Below are 17,547 nucleotides of genomic sequence, written 5' to 3'. Positions count from 1 at the left end.
GCCACACTAGCTTAAAGCTGTTCAAGGAGAAAGATTATGGATATGCGAACCCTCGGCACTGACCTTATCGTTTCGACGATAGGGCTTGGTTGTATGGGTATGAGTGAATTTTATGGTTCTAGTGACGACAGAGAATCACTAAGAGTATTAGAAAAAGCTATTGATTTAGGTATCAATTTTTTTGATACGGCAGATACATATGGACTCCATCACAATGAGGCATTATTGGGTCGTTTCATTGCTTCTCATAATACGAAAATTAAAGTTGCTACAAAGTTTGGGATTGTAAGAAAGCCGGGGGAATATAAACGTATCATTAACAATACCCCTGAGTACGCACGACAGGCGTGTGAATCATCCTTACAAAGGCTAGGCGTTGAACAAATCGACCTATTTTATGTTCACCGTCTGGATGATAGTCAGCCGATTGAAGAAACAATGCTTGGCTTAACTAAGCTAATTGAGGAAGGCAAAATTGCGCGAATTGGTCTCTGTGAGGTTAACGCTGAAACGTTACGCAAGGCTCATGCTATTCATCCAATCACGGCATTACAAACCGAATACTCTTTATGGACACGTGACGTAGAGTTGGAAATACTCCCTGTTTGTAAGGAACTGGGAATAGGCTTTGTTCCTTATTCACCGTTGGGGCGCGGTTTTTTAACTGGGCGATATCAGAAACACACAGATTTTCCGGAAGGTGACTTCAGAAGAAACTTACCTAGGTTTTCGGAAGACGCTATAGGTCAAAATTTACTCATCGCAGATGCTGTTGCCAAAGTAGCCAATCAAAAAGGTTGTACTCCAGCCCAGCTATCACTGGCATGGCTACTGTCGAAAGGCAGCAATATCGTTCCTATACCAGGAACCAAAAGAGAAAAATACCTAACCGAAAACTCCGCTGCTGCCAGCATTACATTAACTTCAGAAGAGCAACAGCTATTGGAAAATGTGACTAATGAAATAGCGATAGTTGGTGATAGATACACTGCAGAGGGAATAAAGGGGTTAATGTATGAGTGATTACCAGCAATCTCAGCGACGAATACAGGCATTAAGTCTTCTGGAAAAAATAGAGCCTGGTGCTCCTGAGCGGGTAGCAAAAAATCTTGATGCTTTTCACCCTGATATGGTTGAGATTGCTTTAGGCTTCGCATTTACCGATGTGCTTTCGCGGCCAGGTATAGACTTAAAAACAAGGGAGATGCTTACCGTAGCAATGCTTGCCGCAATGGGAAAGGCATCAGGCCAACTCGAATTTCATATGCGGGGAGCGTTAAATACAGGTGTTACTCGTGAAGAGATTATCGAAATTGTCTTGCAAGTCGGAGTATACGCAGGTATACCCGCTGCAATGAATGCTATATCTTCCGCAAAAGCCGTATTTGAGTCACGATAGTAAGATCCTCTGGTAGTCAAAATACCAGAGTTTACTCAAATACTTACTGCCAATATGCGAATGAAATGATTATTCACTTATCAGTTGATTGGATTTTTTGTCCTTTTGATTACTTTTGGGAGAAAGCGTGCGCTGGTGCTGTACAGTCAACCATTAGAAAAAGTTGGGCTGTTTTCCGCTAAGGAAGAGAGCTATTCTGTTATGCAAACTCGGAAAGGGGCAAAAACGAGTCAGCACAACCTGCCAGCTCTAGTCGGAACTGGCAGGTTGATTCCAGGCTGATTCAATGACCGAACCACTTTAGCTAATCGTTATGTTTAGGCGTCAGCCGTTCGGCACTTTCACTTTTATATGTCAGGTACTGCGCTTCAAAATAGTCATTCAGGGCGCCCATCGCTAGCTGAAAGTTTTCCTTACTGTGTTCAGCCTTCCATTGTCCAGCTTTCTCTAATAGCGCTTCCTTCAGAGCTGCTCAATAAAGGATTTGAGCTGATAATGTGGCTAGTCATCGTCAATAACGGAAACACCAGTAAAGCCAGCGACTTCAAACAGTAGGCTGGCTTACCAGTATCGAACAACAAGCATCAGATTCACTGACCAGTATCCGTGAAGTTGCCAAAGCGACTAGAAAGCGGTTAATTCTTTGAATTAGCTAGCTACAGAGCTAAAAGAAGAAGTCAGTTACTTCAAGGTTGATTAAGCATTTTCAACGAACAGATTTAGTCTATAACAACTAGCAAATCCCAGCCAAGTATCATTGGCTGGGATTTTTTATTTGTATTGATTCAAAATTGACCTGGTAGGTTTAGCTGTGTGAGCTGAACATACGATAGAATCGCTTGGTGATCACAAAAATATTCAGCGTCAGTAACTCGTTATTGGGCAGAAACGTTTTAGCGCTGCCGAACTAACGGACTTATCTGAGATAAGAAAAAGCATCTAACTTTTCGTTTTTGCTTTACATCCATAAGAAATGACACGGATTTGCTACGATTTTGATTAGTGGTCACTACGCAACTACAGTTTAAGCTTCTTCTAAATAGAGGTTCAACAAAGCTTACGTAGGCTTTAATCATATTAAGCCTCCATATCAAGCAATTCAAAAGCGAGTCGATAATATTTATCTGTAGTCGCTTTCCTTTAAAAAGGTACTTCTTGTATCCAACCTATAGGATATGACAATTCTTAGATTTACTGCTCAAATTTCACACGCTTTCTTTGATGTAAATTAAATTCCCTACTATTCTTTTGGCAATAATGTTAGGAGTAAAATCAGATGGATATTGAAATAATCAGAGGAATTGAAAGGCTAATTATCGTCATTTTTTCCGGCGCTTCCATCTTTCTTGGTTGGAACTTATTTCGGGTTGGAGTCGTTGACCCTCAATCTGCAGTGTTCTCAGGGAAAGGTTATAAGTTTGCTTTGCAAAAAGCTGGACCAGGAGTATTTTTCGCCTTATTTGGTTCAATCGTACTTTCAATCGCACTCATCAACGGTTTAACACGCACGACTAAAAAAGATGAAGCCATAATAATGTACGCTGGAGAAAATAAAGATGAGCGAAAAGTGATTGCTCAATCAATCAATACCTTAAGCCTTGTAGATATGGAAATGCTGGCCACGATACCCGGGAAAAGAAAGAGAATCAAAAAAGCTATAAACAGCTTACAGGGGTATCGAGACAATCTCGTTCGCCAAGTATTTGGGGCTGAGAAGGTTGATGAATACAAAAAGTGTTACTCACAAGACCAACAGCATGCCTGTAGAAACACTGAATCATTCATGGAGATAGAATCATGGAGAAATGGAACCTATTAAAAGCAGTAGTTATTGTCACTACTCTACTCTCATTTACTTTTCCCTCACTTGGTTCGAGCCCAAATAGCGGGATGAAGGAGGTAAAAAAAACCACTTATGACATGCTCGTAGACGGTCTGCACGAAATTAATAGCGTAAGTACTAAGAAAGAAAAGGGCATCATAAATAAGATTAATATTGGCGTGTGGCAGAACAGAAACCCCGACATAGTAAGAGCTTTCAAAACTGCTAAAGGTCAACGACATATTCAAGTCAGCACAGGGTATTCTACAGTGACATTTATGATTACTTTTGCCCACCACATGGAAGCAGCACTTGACATCAATAATTTTGGTGAAGAATACACGCGATACGTCACCGAAAACTATGCCAAAAATAGCATCACACACGTTAATCAATCGGCATGGGATTATGCGGGGCTATCGGGAAATAACTCTCCATGGAACGATAAAAAGTTCGTCGCGACTGTTTATGGTAACCATGCGTTAGTTCTCTGGTACGTATTGGCTCATGAAATTGCCCATCACGTATTGGGTCATATTGAAAATCCTTCTATCTCATTAGAAGAAAATAGAAAAAGAGAACAAGAAGCCGATGACTGGGCTAGTAAAACCCTAATCAAACTCGGCTTACCACCTGCCGCAGCGTTTCCTGCGCTCATGTATTGGTACTACATGGATGAATTTGGTGTCGAAAATGAATACCAAAAATCGCACCCAGCAGATCTCAAACGAATCAGGAAAATGCTGCAATACACGATTGACAATGTTGACTCATGGAACGGTCATTCTCCGTATTTCCCGAAGGTAGACACAAAACAGGCCACTAATGCCTATAAAAGGCTTCTGTACCATGTTGAAGACTTAATATCTCAACAAACAGATTTTAAGGATGATTCAAGCAAGAAGTTTGAAATCTGCATGGAAGTGATGTTTGAGGGGTGCGTAACTGCCTGCATAAACAAATACAATCAACCCAAAGACAAATGCAAAGATGAGTTATGTACATCTACAAAACAAGAAAACGTAGCTAAACTCAGATGTGAGGAAATGTTGGTTGCGAATTAGCTGTTATTTACTTTCCTAAACGCCGCCAATGTTTCCATGGGCGGCTTTGTCATTGTGAAATGTCAGATAAATCTATTGAGCAGTGCTTTCACTCTAGAGTTAAAGCTAAAGCCTTATTTATACGCCAATTTAACTTGAAATTTATCGCACGCTTTGACTTCTAGAACCTCACAATTAAACCTCATTACTTCTAGGTAGGTGAGAGTTAAGACTTTTGAGTAATGCATATAATTGACAAAGCATCTATAAAGATTATCTTCAAGAGCTTTTAGACAATAATTCTAATATTGCCATGTTTTATTTGCCCCCCGGCAGCTGACATTATATTAGTCGGTGAGCTCGTCTTTCCACTTGAAATTTTTGCCCAATCCCCCTTAGTTACTCAACTATCACAGGAAAAATGCTAATAAGCCGCTCGGATATGCTAGAAAAATGAGGAAGCTCAGATTTTCTATTAGTGACGCGCGGCAAAAACGAGCCACTGTGGCGCTTAACTGCTTAATATTTGGTTCGCTATAGCGTCCATACACGAAAAGTCAGCTCTATTTGACAAAATACAGCGTTTATTATCGTGTACAGAAGTCGCCTGTATAAAACATAAGTAGTGAGAAATTTGAGAATTTACCTAAGCTCAGTGAGCTTGTAAAAGGGATTGCCAACGTCTTACTATTGATTGACCTAGTAAACTGTCTTTAACATTAGCTGAGATATAGCAAATTTTATTTAATACAACGTATATGGACATCTGCTCTAAATGATAATGGGCACTTTTGAGCCAGCGATGTTCAGCTGGCTTAATGTGGGGAAATATACTTGTTGTCTAATGCAACAACTTCAGCATTAGCTGAAGTACCCAAGTTCGTCCACTTTTTTACGGAAACACCACTCGTACGAGTGGCCTTTGCTAGCGTTAGGTTCTAATTCTGGACATTTTTTCATAGTGTTCAGGATAGCCTGTCTGTTCAAAAACCAATCTAAAGCCCTCTTTAAAATCGTGGTAATTAAACTCCTTAAAATCGAAGATATTCTGACCTAATGAGTGCGACTCGCGATTGATGTAACGTACAAATGACTGAAACCTTGGATTCTTCAATTCGGGCTTTTGAACCACATTACTTAGATCGGCTTTCTGCACAAAGTTAAAGAAATATTCAATAATATTTCTCATACAGTTAGCAATTAATGCTGGTGGCTGTTTATCATCATTAATTACAGACCAATAAGATTGATAGTCATTTTGTACTTCTTCATATTTCATTGTGTTAATTGAACTGCCGCAGGCATTCTTCGATAGACGGTATAAATTTTGATTTTCTTTCCTTCTTTTGTGATTCGCATCAGCAAGTTCATAGAAAAAGTACAAGCTATGAGTTAAGACAAATACTTGCTCAATGTCTTCTGAATTAAAAAAATCATTTTTGATTAATTGGCCTATGTTGTAGACAAAGATGTGTGACAAGCTTGATACTGGATCGTCAATGACCGCGACTTTTTTTACTTGTCCTTCCGTTGCGCTCCGCTTCCCTTTGAATAGCTCTCTAAAGTACAAGAAGCTGATAATCATCTTTTCGCCTTCACTTAATGATGAAAAGATTTTCGAGTTAGAGTCAGTACGAACTAAGCGATACAACTCATCTTCATACTTCTCTATGTAGAAGTCTGTAATGCCAATATCCGTTAAGCCTTGATTAATACTGAATATCGCATCATCAATATTTACAGTTGATTTTTGATGCTCAGCCCTTTCAGCGTCCTTTGCTTCTTCTAGACCTACTTTTGCAGTTTCCTCTTTAGTTTTGTCCGCGATGACCTTGTTGGCACCTTTTTGAAAATCATTGAAATTGCTGATTGTCTGGTCATATTCGTATCGTAAGATTTGCCAAAACTCAGCCTTAATTTTGGTTAGTTCAATTGCAGAGTTATCGATCTTAGCATTATGTTCACTTATAAGCTTATTAATCGAATCAACAACAAAGTTAAATGCTTCAACAGACTCAGAAACATCTGTCAATACGACTTGTAGACTAGGGTTTGAAACTTTCTGCTTAATTAGCTTGAGATTAGCTTCTGCGTCTCTAGATAGTTTGGTGTAATGTTCATTTAATTGAGCTATGTAGCCTGTAGAGAATTGAGTTGCTTTATAATCGTCTAGGCTTGGAATACTCTCAACGATTGCGCTGTAACGAGCCTGAATTGCTTTAACTCCATTCACGCTGTTCTGGTATGACTCGTCAAAATAGCCACGAATTTGTTCGGCTAGTTGTTCTGTAATCGTCTCTGATTGACAGAAAGGGCACTGAGAGCCCTCGATTTGATCGAGGTATTTAAGGCCTTCACTTACCCAGTCAGAGTTTTTAAGCTTCCCAATAAGTTTTGCAACTGGACTGTCTTCGCTACCTACAATGATTTCATTTAATGAAGCTAAGTCATCAGCAGATAAATCAAACATGCCTAGCTTACAAAGAACAGAGTGTTTAATTGCAGTATCACCATCTATAGCATTTGCTTCTTCTTTGAGGTCTGCAATTGTCTTAGATGGTTTAGATGTAGGTAGGGGTATAGAGCAAAGATGATTGAAAAGTGGTTCTTTACCGCCCATTTTACCTTTCAGACAAAATTCAAGTACACGATCACCACCTGCGTAGTTGGTTTTGATTTCCCAAATTTTCTTTTGAGCTTTTTCCTTTGCTTCATTAATCTTAGAACGTTGTTCACCGATTTCTTTTTGGATCTGCTGCTTATCTTTAGCAATTTGCTCTAATTCAAGAGTAACTGCCTCAACCTTCTCTTTTGCTTCTTTATTTTCCTTAGATAGGCTAAAAATACCGCTAAGAGTATCTTTTGCATAGAAGTTATCTTGGATGAATTTCTGGTTGTAAACAAGAACTGTATCATCAGAACCAAGGTGAGAGCACTGCCGATATTTTGTACTTTCAGGATTATAAAAATAGTTTGAAAAAGTACTTTTTCCTGACCCGTTCAGTCCATAGATTATATTGACTTTTTTGTCAGTTTTTAGCTCGTTTTTTGACCTATAGCTCGCTACATTATCTAGCACAATATCAGTTAACACTGGTTTTCCCCAATAAATCATAATGTTCCGTAGATTATTTTGACACATTACATTCATTAGAAAAGGTTGGTCAAATAACTGCTTAATGAATTGAGATATGAAATCAGACTAACAAGATTTAGGGCAAAAACAAGTTAACTCAACCTGTCAGCTCTAGTCGAAACTGACAGGTTGATTCCACGCTAATTCAATAACCAAATCACTAAAACTAATCGTTATATCTAGGCGTCAATCGCTCAGCACTTTCGCTTTTATAGGTCAGGTACTGCGCTTCGAAATAGTCATTCAGAGCGCCCATCGCTTGCTGGAAGTTTTCCTTATTATGTTCAGCCTTCCATTGTCCGGCTTTCTCTAAGAGCGCTTCCTTCAGGTGCTGCCCGTTTGGTATATCACTCGCTCGCTTGTCCAGCTCTTTGGCAATATTCGAGTCACTCTCTGTCAGTTTATCGAAGGCTTTGCCGATACCTGTTTCGTGGTGAGATGCGTACTGATCCCACAGTGCAGGCTGCTGGCCGTTTTGCCAGCCATTGAACTTTGTCTGCAGGTAGGTCAGTGTGTTATCACTGATCCACTCTGCAAGGTGATCATTGCTGCTGTGAGTGATACCCGCCCCCAGCTTAACCACTCCGGCTGTGGCTGATGCGTTTCCGCCTAACGACGTCGATTCTGTCGCACGGATATACTGAAGGTGGTATTTGTTGTCTTCCCCTTTGACAAAGTTGCCTTCAAACTGGGTACTGGCGCTCAGCGAGCCACTTAATGCCAAATCATCCAGGCCGTCAATTTCACTCAACTCCAGGCTATTTTCACTCAAGAACCGGCCAATGCCTTCTTTGAGGATCCCTTTGATCGCAGAGCTTTTGTCCTTCACTGCCGGGATATCAAGCTTCAATGACGCATTGATATATTCGCCGTCATTATCGGGGTTGATATCACCGTCGATCTTGTTGTATTTCACCCCGAGATCAACGGTTTTTTCGCCCAAAACGGGCACCTGAACCGAAGTAGAAACGGTCCCCATTAACTGAGTATTGGTACTCATGGCTCCCGATGTCAGCGTAAGAGATTTATCGATATGCTTTTGCTGTTCGAGGTTTAGCTGAGGTGTCCTGAAGTCGTCAGCCACACTTTTCAGAAACTGGCTAAACGGTGCTTCCTGAGGATTAAGATGCGGTACTTCCCCTTCCCTGAAGCTTGCCATATAAGCCTGATTCAGCTTGGCATGAGTACACATTACTGCCCTTAAATACTCACCGCGCCCTTCAGCTCCCCGGCTTCCTTCAAAAGCATGCTTGATATGGCCAAGATCGCGCTTTATCGCGCCACTTTCCCCACCATTTCGTGCTGCATCATAGCTATTTACAACATTAAGGTATGAATCATATTCCAGCTTGAGAGCAACAATGACATCCTTCAGTTCACTGCGCTTGGCCGCTAGTTTGTCCTGATACATCTCCCCGTCATGATCCTGGCCGAACGGCTCCTCGCTTAGTTTTGTTGACAGTCTCTTCAGCTCATTTTCTGTCTCCTGAATCCACTGTCTTCCTTCCGCGCCTTGTTTAGTCTGACGATCACCGAGAAAATCAGACAAATCCATCACAGCCGTATCTTTCAGGGGAACCGATACCGAGAAGAACTTACCGGGCCGACTCTCTATGCGATCGGGCTCGGTCATCAAGGTATCAAGCAAGTTGGCATGTTTGGTAAAGGTGGTATGAACAACAGAACCCTGTAGCGCCCCTTTTAACTTGGCTAACGCGTGAATGCCGGCCTCCAATGAGGCACTACCGTCGACACTCATACCTACCGCCGTGATCGGCGTCGCTGACTGACGGGGTTTGACTTGAATCTTATCGCCCTGCCCCAATATGTTTTGCTGAATTAACTGCTTCGTCAGTTGCTGGTTGTGGCTAACCACATTACGCATCTGGGCATCCGCCCTGCGCGCCTGGATCATGCCCTTGAAATTATGCTTTAGCTTACCGGCTCCTTCCCCAGCCAACATAACCAGCATGTCATTGGCATGGTAATCAATGAAACTGTCAAGGTTGGCAAATGCCTGTGTCTTGCCTAGCCCCAGACTGCCGCTCAGCGCAACTTTGACAGGGGTTTCACCGCCACCCGCTTCCAGATTGACACTCAAGCTTCCTTTGTGCGATGCCCGGATCCGGGTATCGTCATTACCAGTGACTTTAACGTCGTACCCAAACCCGACGGTCGCTGAAGCCGCCTTGAGGTTAAATAATCCCAGCGCCGGTCCGATATCAAACTTTAAGGACACGGCACGCTCCGTGCCTCCTTTGGTCAGATGATGGAACTGGTGTTGCAGACTCTGCTTAAACTCATTTCTCAGCTGTTCCATCCCGCCGCTTCTTACTTGCTCGGCAAGCTGGCGAACAGAAAGTGTCTGCGGATCACTTTTCGGCATTGATGCTGCAAGATCTCTTAACGCCTCATAGGCCTGGCTGTGACTTTTCGCGTCCGTCTGGGTTGCCAGATTCTTTACCGCCTGTTGCGCCTTGACAAGATTGGCTTTTGCCTCTGTCGGCAAGGCACGGGTGCTGAGGTGATCCAGTGCTTTGGCTACAACAGTCTGATCACCCGCCGCATAGGTTTTCCCCAACAGTGCATTGGCTGTTAACTGAAGTCGCTCGTCAGAGCCTTTATATGTTTCTAGCTGACCGGCTGCTGCCATCACCTGATGAAAAGCTTGTTTGCTCAGCGGTTCTTGCTGCTGCTTGAGAAAAGGCGTTTCGAGTAATAAATGGCGCGAGGATTCTGGGAGTTGGTGGAACTGTGCGAGCTGAGGTGCAGAAAACAATCGACTCACCCGATCGGCAGGCTGAGTAATGTTATGGCTCGGTATCGTTGATAGTGTTGCGGGTGGTGGGATAGCTCCGGGAGTTGATGATGTTGATTGCTGCTGAACATGTTGCGTCTGATCGAGCGCTCGCGTCTGTCCAACCGCTGATGCATTGAAATTAACCATGGAAACTCCTTATCAAACGAAACTCGCGCTGGCGATTGCCGATGGTGTTAGATCAGCGAATGCAGATACAGTCTCATCAGATGCTGTCTCATCAAGAACCGTCTCATCTGGTGAAATCAGTTTTTCAGCCCAGAACGCTGCGGCCTGTAAAAACTGGTTATACTGGTGTGCCCATTGCAGTGCTTGTTCGGCGGTGAACAGATAGGCAAGCAATACCTGGTTGCCCTCGAATACGGATAAGGTCGCCCCGTTTGTCTGCTGCCACATACAATTGGCAGACAGTAACTCGCGCAACTGTTGATCATGATTTACACGCCCTACCTGGGTATAGAGCACGACGCCATCAGGGCGATAATAGAAATTGACTGTAAGCGAGAGCGAAGGATGATTGATTGATGCCACATCATTTTCATCAAACCCCAAAGGACTTCCCGTCACTTCGGCCAACGCTTTTTGCCATGCTTCTTTGTTCATAGTTACCTCTTCTTGTTGTTATCATCTATTGCGATGCCGTTGAAAGTCGTGTTTCAAGCTGTTCGATGACATGCCCCATCGATGCCACAAACAGTTGGTCACCAATTTCAACTTCACACGCATTGTGTAAATGGTCAGCCCCCTCGCACTGAATATCGGGAAAATCATGAGTCATCACGCTGAGGTGCTCAGTAGGTACGCGAACTATCACGTTCTGGCTGTCTTGCACTTCCCTCAGAGCAAGTTTGACCAATGATCTGACTTGATCGGCTTCCGGATATTGGCTAATCATTGTCATCAAAGCCTCTTTGACTATTCCGGCCAGCTCGGATTCCAATGCCGAAAAGGTCTCTTTCCAGCGTTCTCGCAGTTGCTGCTCGATATCAAGAACGACGATGGCTTGTCTGGCCTCGGCTTCCTTTTTTGCCAGCTCGAGCATTTCCTCAGCCTTTAACTTCGCTTCGGCAATCATCGCCTCGGCTTGCGTATGTGCAGACGCCAGTATTTCTTCTGCCTGTTGGTGCTGCTCAAGCTCCGATGCCGTTATGATTTTATTTCCCGCTCCTGCCGACATCAGGGCTGGAATCGTTTTAACCACTCGTACCATTCAGGGGATTTCCTTTGCAGACAAACCATTAAACTCGGAGAGAGGGCTTTCGAAGTTGCCGTGTTTATCGACAATGATGAAAGTGCAGATGAAGACGTCGATTCGTTTTCCGAACAAACCGGTAACTTTAGCTGCATCAGCTGTCGCCAGCTTTCAGGCCAGTCTTGAGTGAGCTTTCCCACTATCAAATTTCGTGTTCGCGCTTTTTCCTGCTGCCAATTCAATGCTGTAATTGAATATGGAGTCCTGGCAGACTTGGAGCGAGAACGCCTGGTGAGGTTGGAAAGCCAGGACAATGAGGAATGAGAGTAACTCGATAACTCCGTAGGGTGTGGATTGGCAGGATGCAGCCGACCGTGTGCCATCAGCCAATCGTAATCATTGCCAAGATTATCTCTGATTGCTTGCAGGTCATTCCGACAGATTATCCGGGTGATCGCATCAAGGTGAAACCAGGCACTCCAGAGTGTCAGCACTTCTTCAAGTACCTGCCACGGTAATAGCGCCCAGTACTGCAGCTGAGCCTGTTCGGACAACAGCGACATCAAACCAAAGTGCTCAAGCAGCCCCTGATTGAGCCAGGCTTGCTGAGGCGCTGATAGCACCTCTGTCCACCACTGGCTGCTATTTAAGCCCGCATTAATCGACTCAGAGCCTTCACTCTCAGGTAGTTCTGCTTTCGTTAATCCGAGTTCAGCAAGTGCTGCCGCTGTCTGGGTAGGGTGAATCACTTGATGCAAGCACAAGCAATGTCTCACTACCAACTGCTGCTCTGTATCACTGGCTCTGAGTAACACGCTCAAGCACCTCCAGATCGCGTCGCTTTTGCTGCCTTCTTTGCCAAATCATGACGCCAATGAGTACCAGCATCATGGTGCCAAGCAATCCAATCACACCGTATAGCACCATTGGCGATGGCTGCAGATTCTCTGCAATAACTGGTGCTAACAGCTGCGCCGAGACCTGCGAGGCAACCATCACAACCTGAACATCATCGTACTTAAGCCCTTCGATACTGTTCTGGATCAGACTTTTGATCTGCGGGATCAACTGACCGACATCTGTGTTCTGCGCATGTTTGATGAACACGGCAGCCGATGAAGGCTTCAGCGTCGCTCCCCTGACGGGTTCCGGTACCACCAAATGCACTCTGGCACTGATCACCCCATCAATCTGGTTGAGAGTTTCAGCCAGTGCCTGCGACAGCGCATAAACAAAACGCGCTTTTTCCTGGGTGGGTGTTGCCACCAACCCATCTTGCGGGAACAAGTCTTCTACCGTGGAAAACTGCTGGCGCGGATAACCATTCTGCTTTAGCAGCTCAACCGCATAGGCAAACTGCGTCTTCTCGACTTTCAGGCTAATGGTATCGCTGCTGGCTCCCTGCTTTTCGGCATCGACGCCATGATTCAGCAGCAGCGCCAACATCTGGTTGGCATCCTGTTCGGAAAGGTTGGAATACAGGTTGTCTTTGCAACCCTGAAGAAGGCAGACAACCAATGCGATCAACAACCACCGGAGCCATCGCGGACCAAGGAAGGAAATAGCAGACATAACTATTGGCTCTTTAACAGGGTATCTATGTTCTGACTCGATTTGCTGACGGAACGGGCCAGCGTTTCCTCAACCAAAACCAGGCGCGACAAGTCCATCTGGACCTGAATCAAATCATGCAGGGACATTTCCGGGTTGTCGTTCAGGCGGCTCTGGATCTGGTCGGCCTGAACATCCAAATCGTTGCGAATTGTCTGAATTCCCTCCACCATGGCATCGCCCATCGGCTGGGTGCTTTGCTCAAGCTGTTGGGTAAACAGTTGCTCCAGGTTCACACTGGAAACGCTTTGTTGCGGTAACACAAATGATGATTGCAGCGGGGCGACGGGATCAACCATGGTTCAGCTCCTTGATCAATTGCTCGCTAACGGGAACTAATGCATCAGCCATCGGCAATATGGTTCTCCCCAGAACCTCACCAGCCAAATTGCGTTCACCTTCTAACAGGTGGATCATTGCAATGAGCACCTGATTTTCCGGGCCGCCTTCTTTTTTCAATACCGCCTGAGCCTGATGCGTATCATTGACTTCACACAGGCACATTGCCTGAATGATGGTGGCAACCTTGCGCTGGTATCGCCTTTGTTCGCTGTCTGCCGGAGACAATTCGCTATCATCACCATGGTTTTCCAGTATCGGTGCCAGCAACGTCTCGGCATCCTTGAGTCGAGCCTGACCGCCAAAAAGCAACGCAAGATTTGCCAAGCCCTGTACTACATCTTTTGAATAATGCCCTGCAGCGCATCGCGTACTGATTTGATCGTCGCACTTTGGAGCCCCATCACCATTGACCACTCGCTGACCATCTTTTGAAATTTCATCAAATCTTCCGGCTTGCCCGGATCCATCTCGGTCGAGAAGCGAGTCAGCTCGGTATCCTTGGCTTCCATTATCTTGCCAAGCCCCTGGTTGATGGTATCGAAATTCATAATTCAGCCTTCCTTTATCGTTGGTTTTATTCGCTATTCCTTGGTCGAGAATATGACTGACAGCCAACTTCAACGCCTGCTGCCAACGCACCGTCTGAGCAAACTGTGCGGGTAGCATAGGCTCAAGCAGCCGATTTTCTACCTGTGCCAATGCCCGCTCAAATTGACAAAAATGCTGCTCTAATAAAGTGGTATCTGAAAACATTCAACCTCCTGTCGGTAACCACCACTGCTTGCCCTGTTTGGCTATCGCGATCCCTTCATCAGTGATCTTCCGAATCGTATAGCCATCCCCAATAACAGCACTGGTCAGGTATTTTTGACCGTCGGACATCACAACATACGGTGTCCTGCTCAGGCTCACTGCTCGGATAGACGGCAATGGACTGTCTGGCAATAAGAAAGCCTGATATTTCACTGGAACCTGACGCCCAAACTGCTCGGCTGCTCGCTCGAGTAACGCAGTCAGTTTCGGCTTCTCCTGCTCTGCCAGCTTACCCGTCAGATAGATATGCTCGTCGGATTCAGCCACCATCAATCCTGGTAAATTTTTCTGTCGGATAGCTTGCTGAAGCCAACCGATCAAGCCTGATATTCGGGCGGTCTGCCAGTCCGTCCGGGTAAGCCCCTGAACATCGTCTTGAAGACTGTTAGAGATCTTGGCAAGTTCAAGGCCGTCTTTCAGCACCCCTTTAATGTGGGCAACACCCTGGGTATCAACCGTCACATCCAAGCCTGCCAAATCATGCTGGGCAAGCCAGGTCGTCACGGCGTTTTGTACGCTATCTACGCGATAAACTTGCCATTCAATGGGTTGCTGAGACTCGGCAAGGGTATTTTTTAACACTTGCAAACTTTCCCTGTCTTCGACATACCCTGACAACAGCAATCGATCATTGAGTGGCTGCAGGGTAACCGAGGAGTAGTCCAGCTGTTCCAGTAGCTGAGCCGCTGTTGTCCGTCGCGCCTTGGCGTACTTTGTCGATACCACCAGCGATGCCGATAAACTGCCGACTACCAGAACCCCAGACAAGGCAATGCCTGCCCAAGGGATCCGGCGGCGACTAACAACTGGAACAGTCAGTACCGGCCACACAACATCCGACGGCCCGAAAGCAAACGCCACTCCCCCGACTTGAATAACCTGATAAGGCTTGATACGGGCAATACCGGCCGACTGTCGTTTTCCATTCAGATACCAGACCTGATCTGCCAAGATTTTTATTACCTGATCGGTATCGGTCAGGGTCAGCTGACAAGCAACAGCGGCAAAACCACAATCAGACAACACGCAATCGGCATGTGCACTGTCTGAACCCAGAACAATATTATTTTGCTCGGTTGCCATTTCGGCCCCGGCATGGCTGCCGGACAGCACTTTTAATATCCACCTTGTCATGCCCGTTACCTATATAAATGATGTGTAGAACCAGAGACAAAGGCTTGCTCCAGCGCCTCGACCTCGGCAACTCCCGGCACGATTTGCCTTAATTCAGGATATTGCTGGCGGGCTTCGGCCAGGTTATTCAAACCGGGCTCCAAGACTTTTGGCCGGATCAGGAAGAGGCGAACCATTCGGCTGGTTGTTGTTTTTTCTTGGCTGAAAAGCGCCCCGATCATCGGTATGTCCCCCAACACAGGCACTTTGTCCGTTCCCATGGTTTCCGAATCCACAAAATATCCTCCAATCAGCAAGCTCTGGCCCTTTCTCACCATCGCTTCCGTCTTGATGAAACTGCCCTTAATTGTCGGCAGGTTGTCGACGCGCTCATCCGTGGTTTTGCCATCGGTGATCTGGATATCAAGCTTGACCACATCGCCCGTCTTATCAGGGATAACCCTTGGGGTAACAGTGAGTTTCGTCCCGGCAGTCAATGGCACCAGTTGCGCGTCTTCCTTTGATGTCACTCGGGCATAAAATGTCTCGCTGTTATCCAGCACAGCTTCTGTATTTTCCTGGGTCAGCAAAGAAGGCCGAGACAGCATTCGCGCTTTACTCTGGCTCTCTAACGCCTTGAGGCGGAACAATACACCGGTAATATTGGCCCCGATAATGGTGGAAAGATTTAACCCGTCCCCCAGTACGCCGCTAATGACACCACCTTGATAGCTCAAACTGCCCGACGAGCCATTGATTCCCCAGTCAATGCCGAACTCCTCCAATGCGTCTTCCTTGATATCAATGATCGTGACCCCGATTTCGACTTGCTTAAGGGCCCTGTCCATTGCATGGATCATTCGCATATAACGATCGATATTTGACTGGGTATCTCTTAGCAATACCGCGTTACGGCTCTCATCCGATTCGATCCGACCGATAGAATCCTGCGAGTTGTACCCCATTAGCTTTCGCAGTGTCGTTGCAACCCCAGGTACTGTCTTGCCATCCCCGACCTGGCGATCCCCCGCCCAGGCAAAGTACAGGGGAACAACATACGTTTGCAGCTCTTCTGCCTGTTTGACCTTGGCCTGCTCGTCCAGGCCGGTAGCCACCTGCTCGACAATGTCAACAAACCGCGGCGGTCCCGACACCAGCAGCAGCCCCTTGTCTTGCAATGAACGCCAGCCAAAACGGTCCAGATCCAAACCAACCTGCCCCATGGCCTGCTTCAGCGCAGCCGGTGACATCCGTTTCAAGGTCAGTACCTTGGTCTGCATTTCACTGCCGCAATTAAAATAAAGCGTGTTGCCATAGCGAAACCAGATAAAGCCAAATGCAGCCTGTAGCTGACTTAAAAAATGCTCCGCCGTTGAAGCCGCGACCTGTCCATTGAACTTTTCACTAATACATTCACTGACAACAGCTGATAATCGGTAATTAGCTGAAAACCCTTTCAGCACATCTGCCAGCGGCTCGTCCTGTCCGATATGCTGATAGCCGCTACGCGGTAAAGATTGTGACCAGACCTGTGCTGAAAATAAGCCCCCAACTGAGAGCAACAGCAAAATAGAGATGGATAATGCCCTCGGCCTCTTTGGTGATAACCGCAACCATTTAGACAACCGTTTAAACAGCCATTTAAACAAGGGCTCAGATAAGCATTTCGATCCCCACTCAAGCATCAGACGAACACCATATTGTTAGCTGCCACAGAGGTAGCTGACGGCACCGTCAGTTGTTGTTGCTCTAGACCAGTCAATTCATGCATAACGTCTACAACCCACAACAACTGCTCTATTCTCCCGTCCAAATCAACGCCCTCACTGCGATCGCCAGACAGCTCACCGTCTCTTGTAAGGCGCTGCAGCAATGTCAGCTTTGTGTGATCCGGTTCCACCATCAGCTCGACCTGAGTATGCTGTGCCACCCAGGCCATTTTTTTTAGTACTGCGCATAACTGGCGGCAGAGCTTATCAGGCTGCTGCCTTTCATCTGGCAGCAACATAAATGCGACCGATGCAACGCCTTTACTGACATCCACCTGCACCAGGGTGTTTTGGATTAATAACACTTCGATACCGTCAAGTTGCTGCACGGCTATATCATGTGTTTCAACAAACGCGTCGAGCTTTGATGCCAGTGTCGCCATTGATAAATTCACCCCGATTATTCAAGAAGTTATTGCAACATTGCCCACTTCATAAATCCTCAAAAAAACCTCAAATAAGTTGGAATCATGTTTTGAGAAAAAAAGC

At 45.6% G+C, this 17,547-nt stretch carries 16 protein-coding genes; 4 read left to right on the top strand and 12 right to left on the bottom strand.

What is annotated here, in order from left to right; translation table 11 throughout:
* Positions 1–36 precede the first annotated feature (36 nt).
* The 4 genes from EIZ48_RS04520 to EIZ48_RS04505 all read left to right on the top strand — a co-directional run bounded on the left by EIZ48_RS04520 (position 37) and on the right by EIZ48_RS04505 (position 4,285).
* Positions 37–1,023, top strand: coding sequence for an aldo/keto reductase (locus EIZ48_RS04520; RefSeq protein WP_160648897.1), 987 nt, complete (start codon positions 37–39; stop codon positions 1,021–1,023).
* Positions 1,016–1,399 carry a carboxymuconolactone decarboxylase family protein gene (locus tag EIZ48_RS04515; RefSeq protein WP_160648896.1) on the top strand — a complete coding sequence of 128 codons (384 nt, stop codon included), beginning with the start codon at positions 1,016–1,018 and terminating at the stop codon, positions 1,397–1,399. Before EIZ48_RS04520 ends, EIZ48_RS04515 begins: the two co-directional genes overlap by 8 nt.
* 1,276 nt (positions 1,400–2,675) lie before the next feature.
* Entirely contained in the window at positions 2,676–3,218 is a 543-nt protein-coding gene (locus tag EIZ48_RS04510; RefSeq protein WP_160648895.1) for a hypothetical protein, read from the top strand.
* Entirely contained in the window at positions 3,197–4,285 is a 1,089-nt protein-coding gene (locus tag EIZ48_RS04505) for a phage exclusion protein Lit family protein (protein WP_160648894.1), read from the top strand. The genes EIZ48_RS04510 and EIZ48_RS04505 overlap by 22 nt, the downstream gene beginning before the upstream one ends.
* Before the next feature lie 910 nt (positions 4,286–5,195).
* Here EIZ48_RS04505 and EIZ48_RS04500 read toward each other — a convergent pair.
* The 12 genes from EIZ48_RS04500 to EIZ48_RS04445 all read right to left on the bottom strand — a co-directional run bounded on the left by EIZ48_RS04500 (position 5,196) and on the right by EIZ48_RS04445 (position 17,441).
* Entirely contained in the window at positions 5,196–7,379 is a 2,184-nt protein-coding gene (locus tag EIZ48_RS04500; protein WP_192928458.1) for an AAA family ATPase, read from the bottom strand.
* 187 nt (positions 7,380–7,566) lie between these two features.
* Positions 7,567–10,347, bottom strand: coding sequence for a hypothetical protein (locus EIZ48_RS29045; RefSeq protein WP_192928457.1), 2,781 nt, complete (start codon positions 10,345–10,347; stop codon positions 7,567–7,569).
* A 12-nt stretch (positions 10,348–10,359) separates the two neighbouring features.
* A complete protein-coding gene (locus tag EIZ48_RS04490) occupies positions 10,360–10,821 on the bottom strand; it encodes a type III secretion system chaperone (protein WP_160648893.1) in 462 nt (153 codons plus the stop codon).
* Between the two features lie 25 nt (positions 10,822–10,846).
* The gene (locus tag EIZ48_RS04485) at positions 10,847–11,428 is read right to left on the bottom strand and encodes an HrpE/YscL family type III secretion apparatus protein (RefSeq protein ID WP_160648892.1); all 582 of its coding nucleotides are present in this window, start codon (positions 11,426–11,428) and stop codon (positions 10,847–10,849) included.
* Positions 11,395–12,225, bottom strand: a complete 831-nt coding sequence (locus tag EIZ48_RS04480; RefSeq protein ID WP_160648891.1) for a SctK family type III secretion system sorting platform protein — start codon at positions 12,223–12,225, stop codon at positions 11,395–11,397. The genes EIZ48_RS04485 and EIZ48_RS04480 overlap by 34 nt, the downstream gene beginning before the upstream one ends.
* The gene (gene sctJ / locus EIZ48_RS04475) at positions 12,206–12,982 is read right to left on the bottom strand and encodes a type III secretion system inner membrane ring lipoprotein SctJ (RefSeq protein WP_160648890.1); all 777 of its coding nucleotides are present in this window, start codon (positions 12,980–12,982) and stop codon (positions 12,206–12,208) included. The genes EIZ48_RS04480 and sctJ overlap by 20 nt, the downstream gene beginning before the upstream one ends.
* 2 nt (positions 12,983–12,984) lie before the next feature.
* Entirely contained in the window at positions 12,985–13,320 is a 336-nt protein-coding gene (gene sctI, locus EIZ48_RS04470) for a type III secretion system inner rod subunit SctI (protein ID WP_075761814.1), read from the bottom strand.
* Entirely contained in the window at positions 13,313–13,687 is a 375-nt protein-coding gene (locus tag EIZ48_RS04465; RefSeq protein ID WP_160648889.1) for a hypothetical protein, read from the bottom strand. The genes sctI and EIZ48_RS04465 overlap by 8 nt, the downstream gene beginning before the upstream one ends.
* A gap of 8 nt (positions 13,688–13,695) precedes the next feature.
* Positions 13,696–13,911, bottom strand: a complete 216-nt coding sequence (locus EIZ48_RS04460; protein ID WP_075761812.1) for an EscF/YscF/HrpA family type III secretion system needle major subunit — start codon at positions 13,909–13,911, stop codon at positions 13,696–13,698.
* A 205-nt stretch (positions 13,912–14,116) separates the two neighbouring features.
* Positions 14,117–15,310 (bottom strand): type III secretion system inner membrane ring subunit SctD, encoded by a 1,194-nt coding sequence (gene sctD, locus EIZ48_RS04455; protein ID WP_160648888.1) that lies wholly within the window; start codon positions 15,308–15,310, stop codon positions 14,117–14,119.
* Between the two features lie 5 nt (positions 15,311–15,315).
* Positions 15,316–16,914, bottom strand: coding sequence for a type III secretion system outer membrane ring subunit SctC (gene sctC / locus EIZ48_RS04450; protein WP_160648887.1), 1,599 nt, complete (start codon positions 16,912–16,914; stop codon positions 15,316–15,318).
* A 59-nt stretch (positions 16,915–16,973) separates the two neighbouring features.
* Positions 16,974–17,441 carry a hypothetical protein gene (locus EIZ48_RS04445; protein WP_160648886.1) on the bottom strand — a complete coding sequence of 156 codons (468 nt, stop codon included), beginning with the start codon at positions 17,439–17,441 and terminating at the stop codon, positions 16,974–16,976.
* Positions 17,442–17,547: the final 106 nt, after the last annotated feature.

The sequence above is a fragment of the Photobacterium alginatilyticum genome (genome assembly GCF_009910675.1).
GTDB lineage: Bacteria > Pseudomonadota > Gammaproteobacteria > Enterobacterales > Vibrionaceae > Photobacterium > Photobacterium alginatilyticum.
Note: the sequence above shows the minus strand (reverse complement) of the source record. Positions and strands in the feature narration are given on the sequence as shown.

Excerpts from the sequence above, each read along its gene's own strand:
- EIZ48_RS04515 (WP_160648896.1), top strand. The coding sequence starts at position 1,016 with ATGAGTGATTACCAGCAATCTCAGCGACGAATACAGGCATTAAGTCTT.
- EIZ48_RS04505 (WP_160648894.1), top strand. The coding sequence starts at position 3,197 with ATGGAGAAATGGAACCTATTAAAAGCAGTAGTTATTGTCACTACTCTA.
- EIZ48_RS04510 (WP_160648895.1), top strand. The coding sequence starts at position 2,676 with ATGGATATTGAAATAATCAGAGGAATTGAAAGGCTAATTATCGTCATT.
- EIZ48_RS04485 (WP_160648892.1), bottom strand. The coding sequence starts at position 11,428 with ATGGTACGAGTGGTTAAAACGATTCCAGCCCTGATGTCGGCAGGAGCG.
- sctJ (WP_160648890.1), bottom strand. The coding sequence starts at position 12,982 with ATGTCTGCTATTTCCTTCCTTGGTCCGCGATGGCTCCGGTGGTTGTTG.
- EIZ48_RS29045 (WP_192928457.1), bottom strand. The coding sequence starts at position 10,347 with ATGGTTAATTTCAATGCATCAGCGGTTGGACAGACGCGAGCGCTCGAT.
- sctI (WP_075761814.1), bottom strand. The coding sequence starts at position 13,320 with ATGGTTGATCCCGTCGCCCCGCTGCAATCATCATTTGTGTTACCGCAA.
- sctD (WP_160648888.1), bottom strand. The coding sequence starts at position 15,310 with ATGACAAGGTGGATATTAAAAGTGCTGTCCGGCAGCCATGCCGGGGCC.
- EIZ48_RS04460 (WP_075761812.1), bottom strand. The coding sequence starts at position 13,911 with ATGAATTTCGATACCATCAACCAGGGGCTTGGCAAGATAATGGAAGCC.
- EIZ48_RS04500 (WP_192928458.1), bottom strand. The coding sequence starts at position 7,379 with ATGATTTATTGGGGAAAACCAGTGTTAACTGATATTGTGCTAGATAAT.
- EIZ48_RS04520 (WP_160648897.1), top strand. The coding sequence starts at position 37 with ATGGATATGCGAACCCTCGGCACTGACCTTATCGTTTCGACGATAGGG.
- EIZ48_RS04445 (WP_160648886.1), bottom strand. The coding sequence starts at position 17,441 with ATGGCGACACTGGCATCAAAGCTCGACGCGTTTGTTGAAACACATGAT.
- EIZ48_RS04490 (WP_160648893.1), bottom strand. The coding sequence starts at position 10,821 with ATGAACAAAGAAGCATGGCAAAAAGCGTTGGCCGAAGTGACGGGAAGT.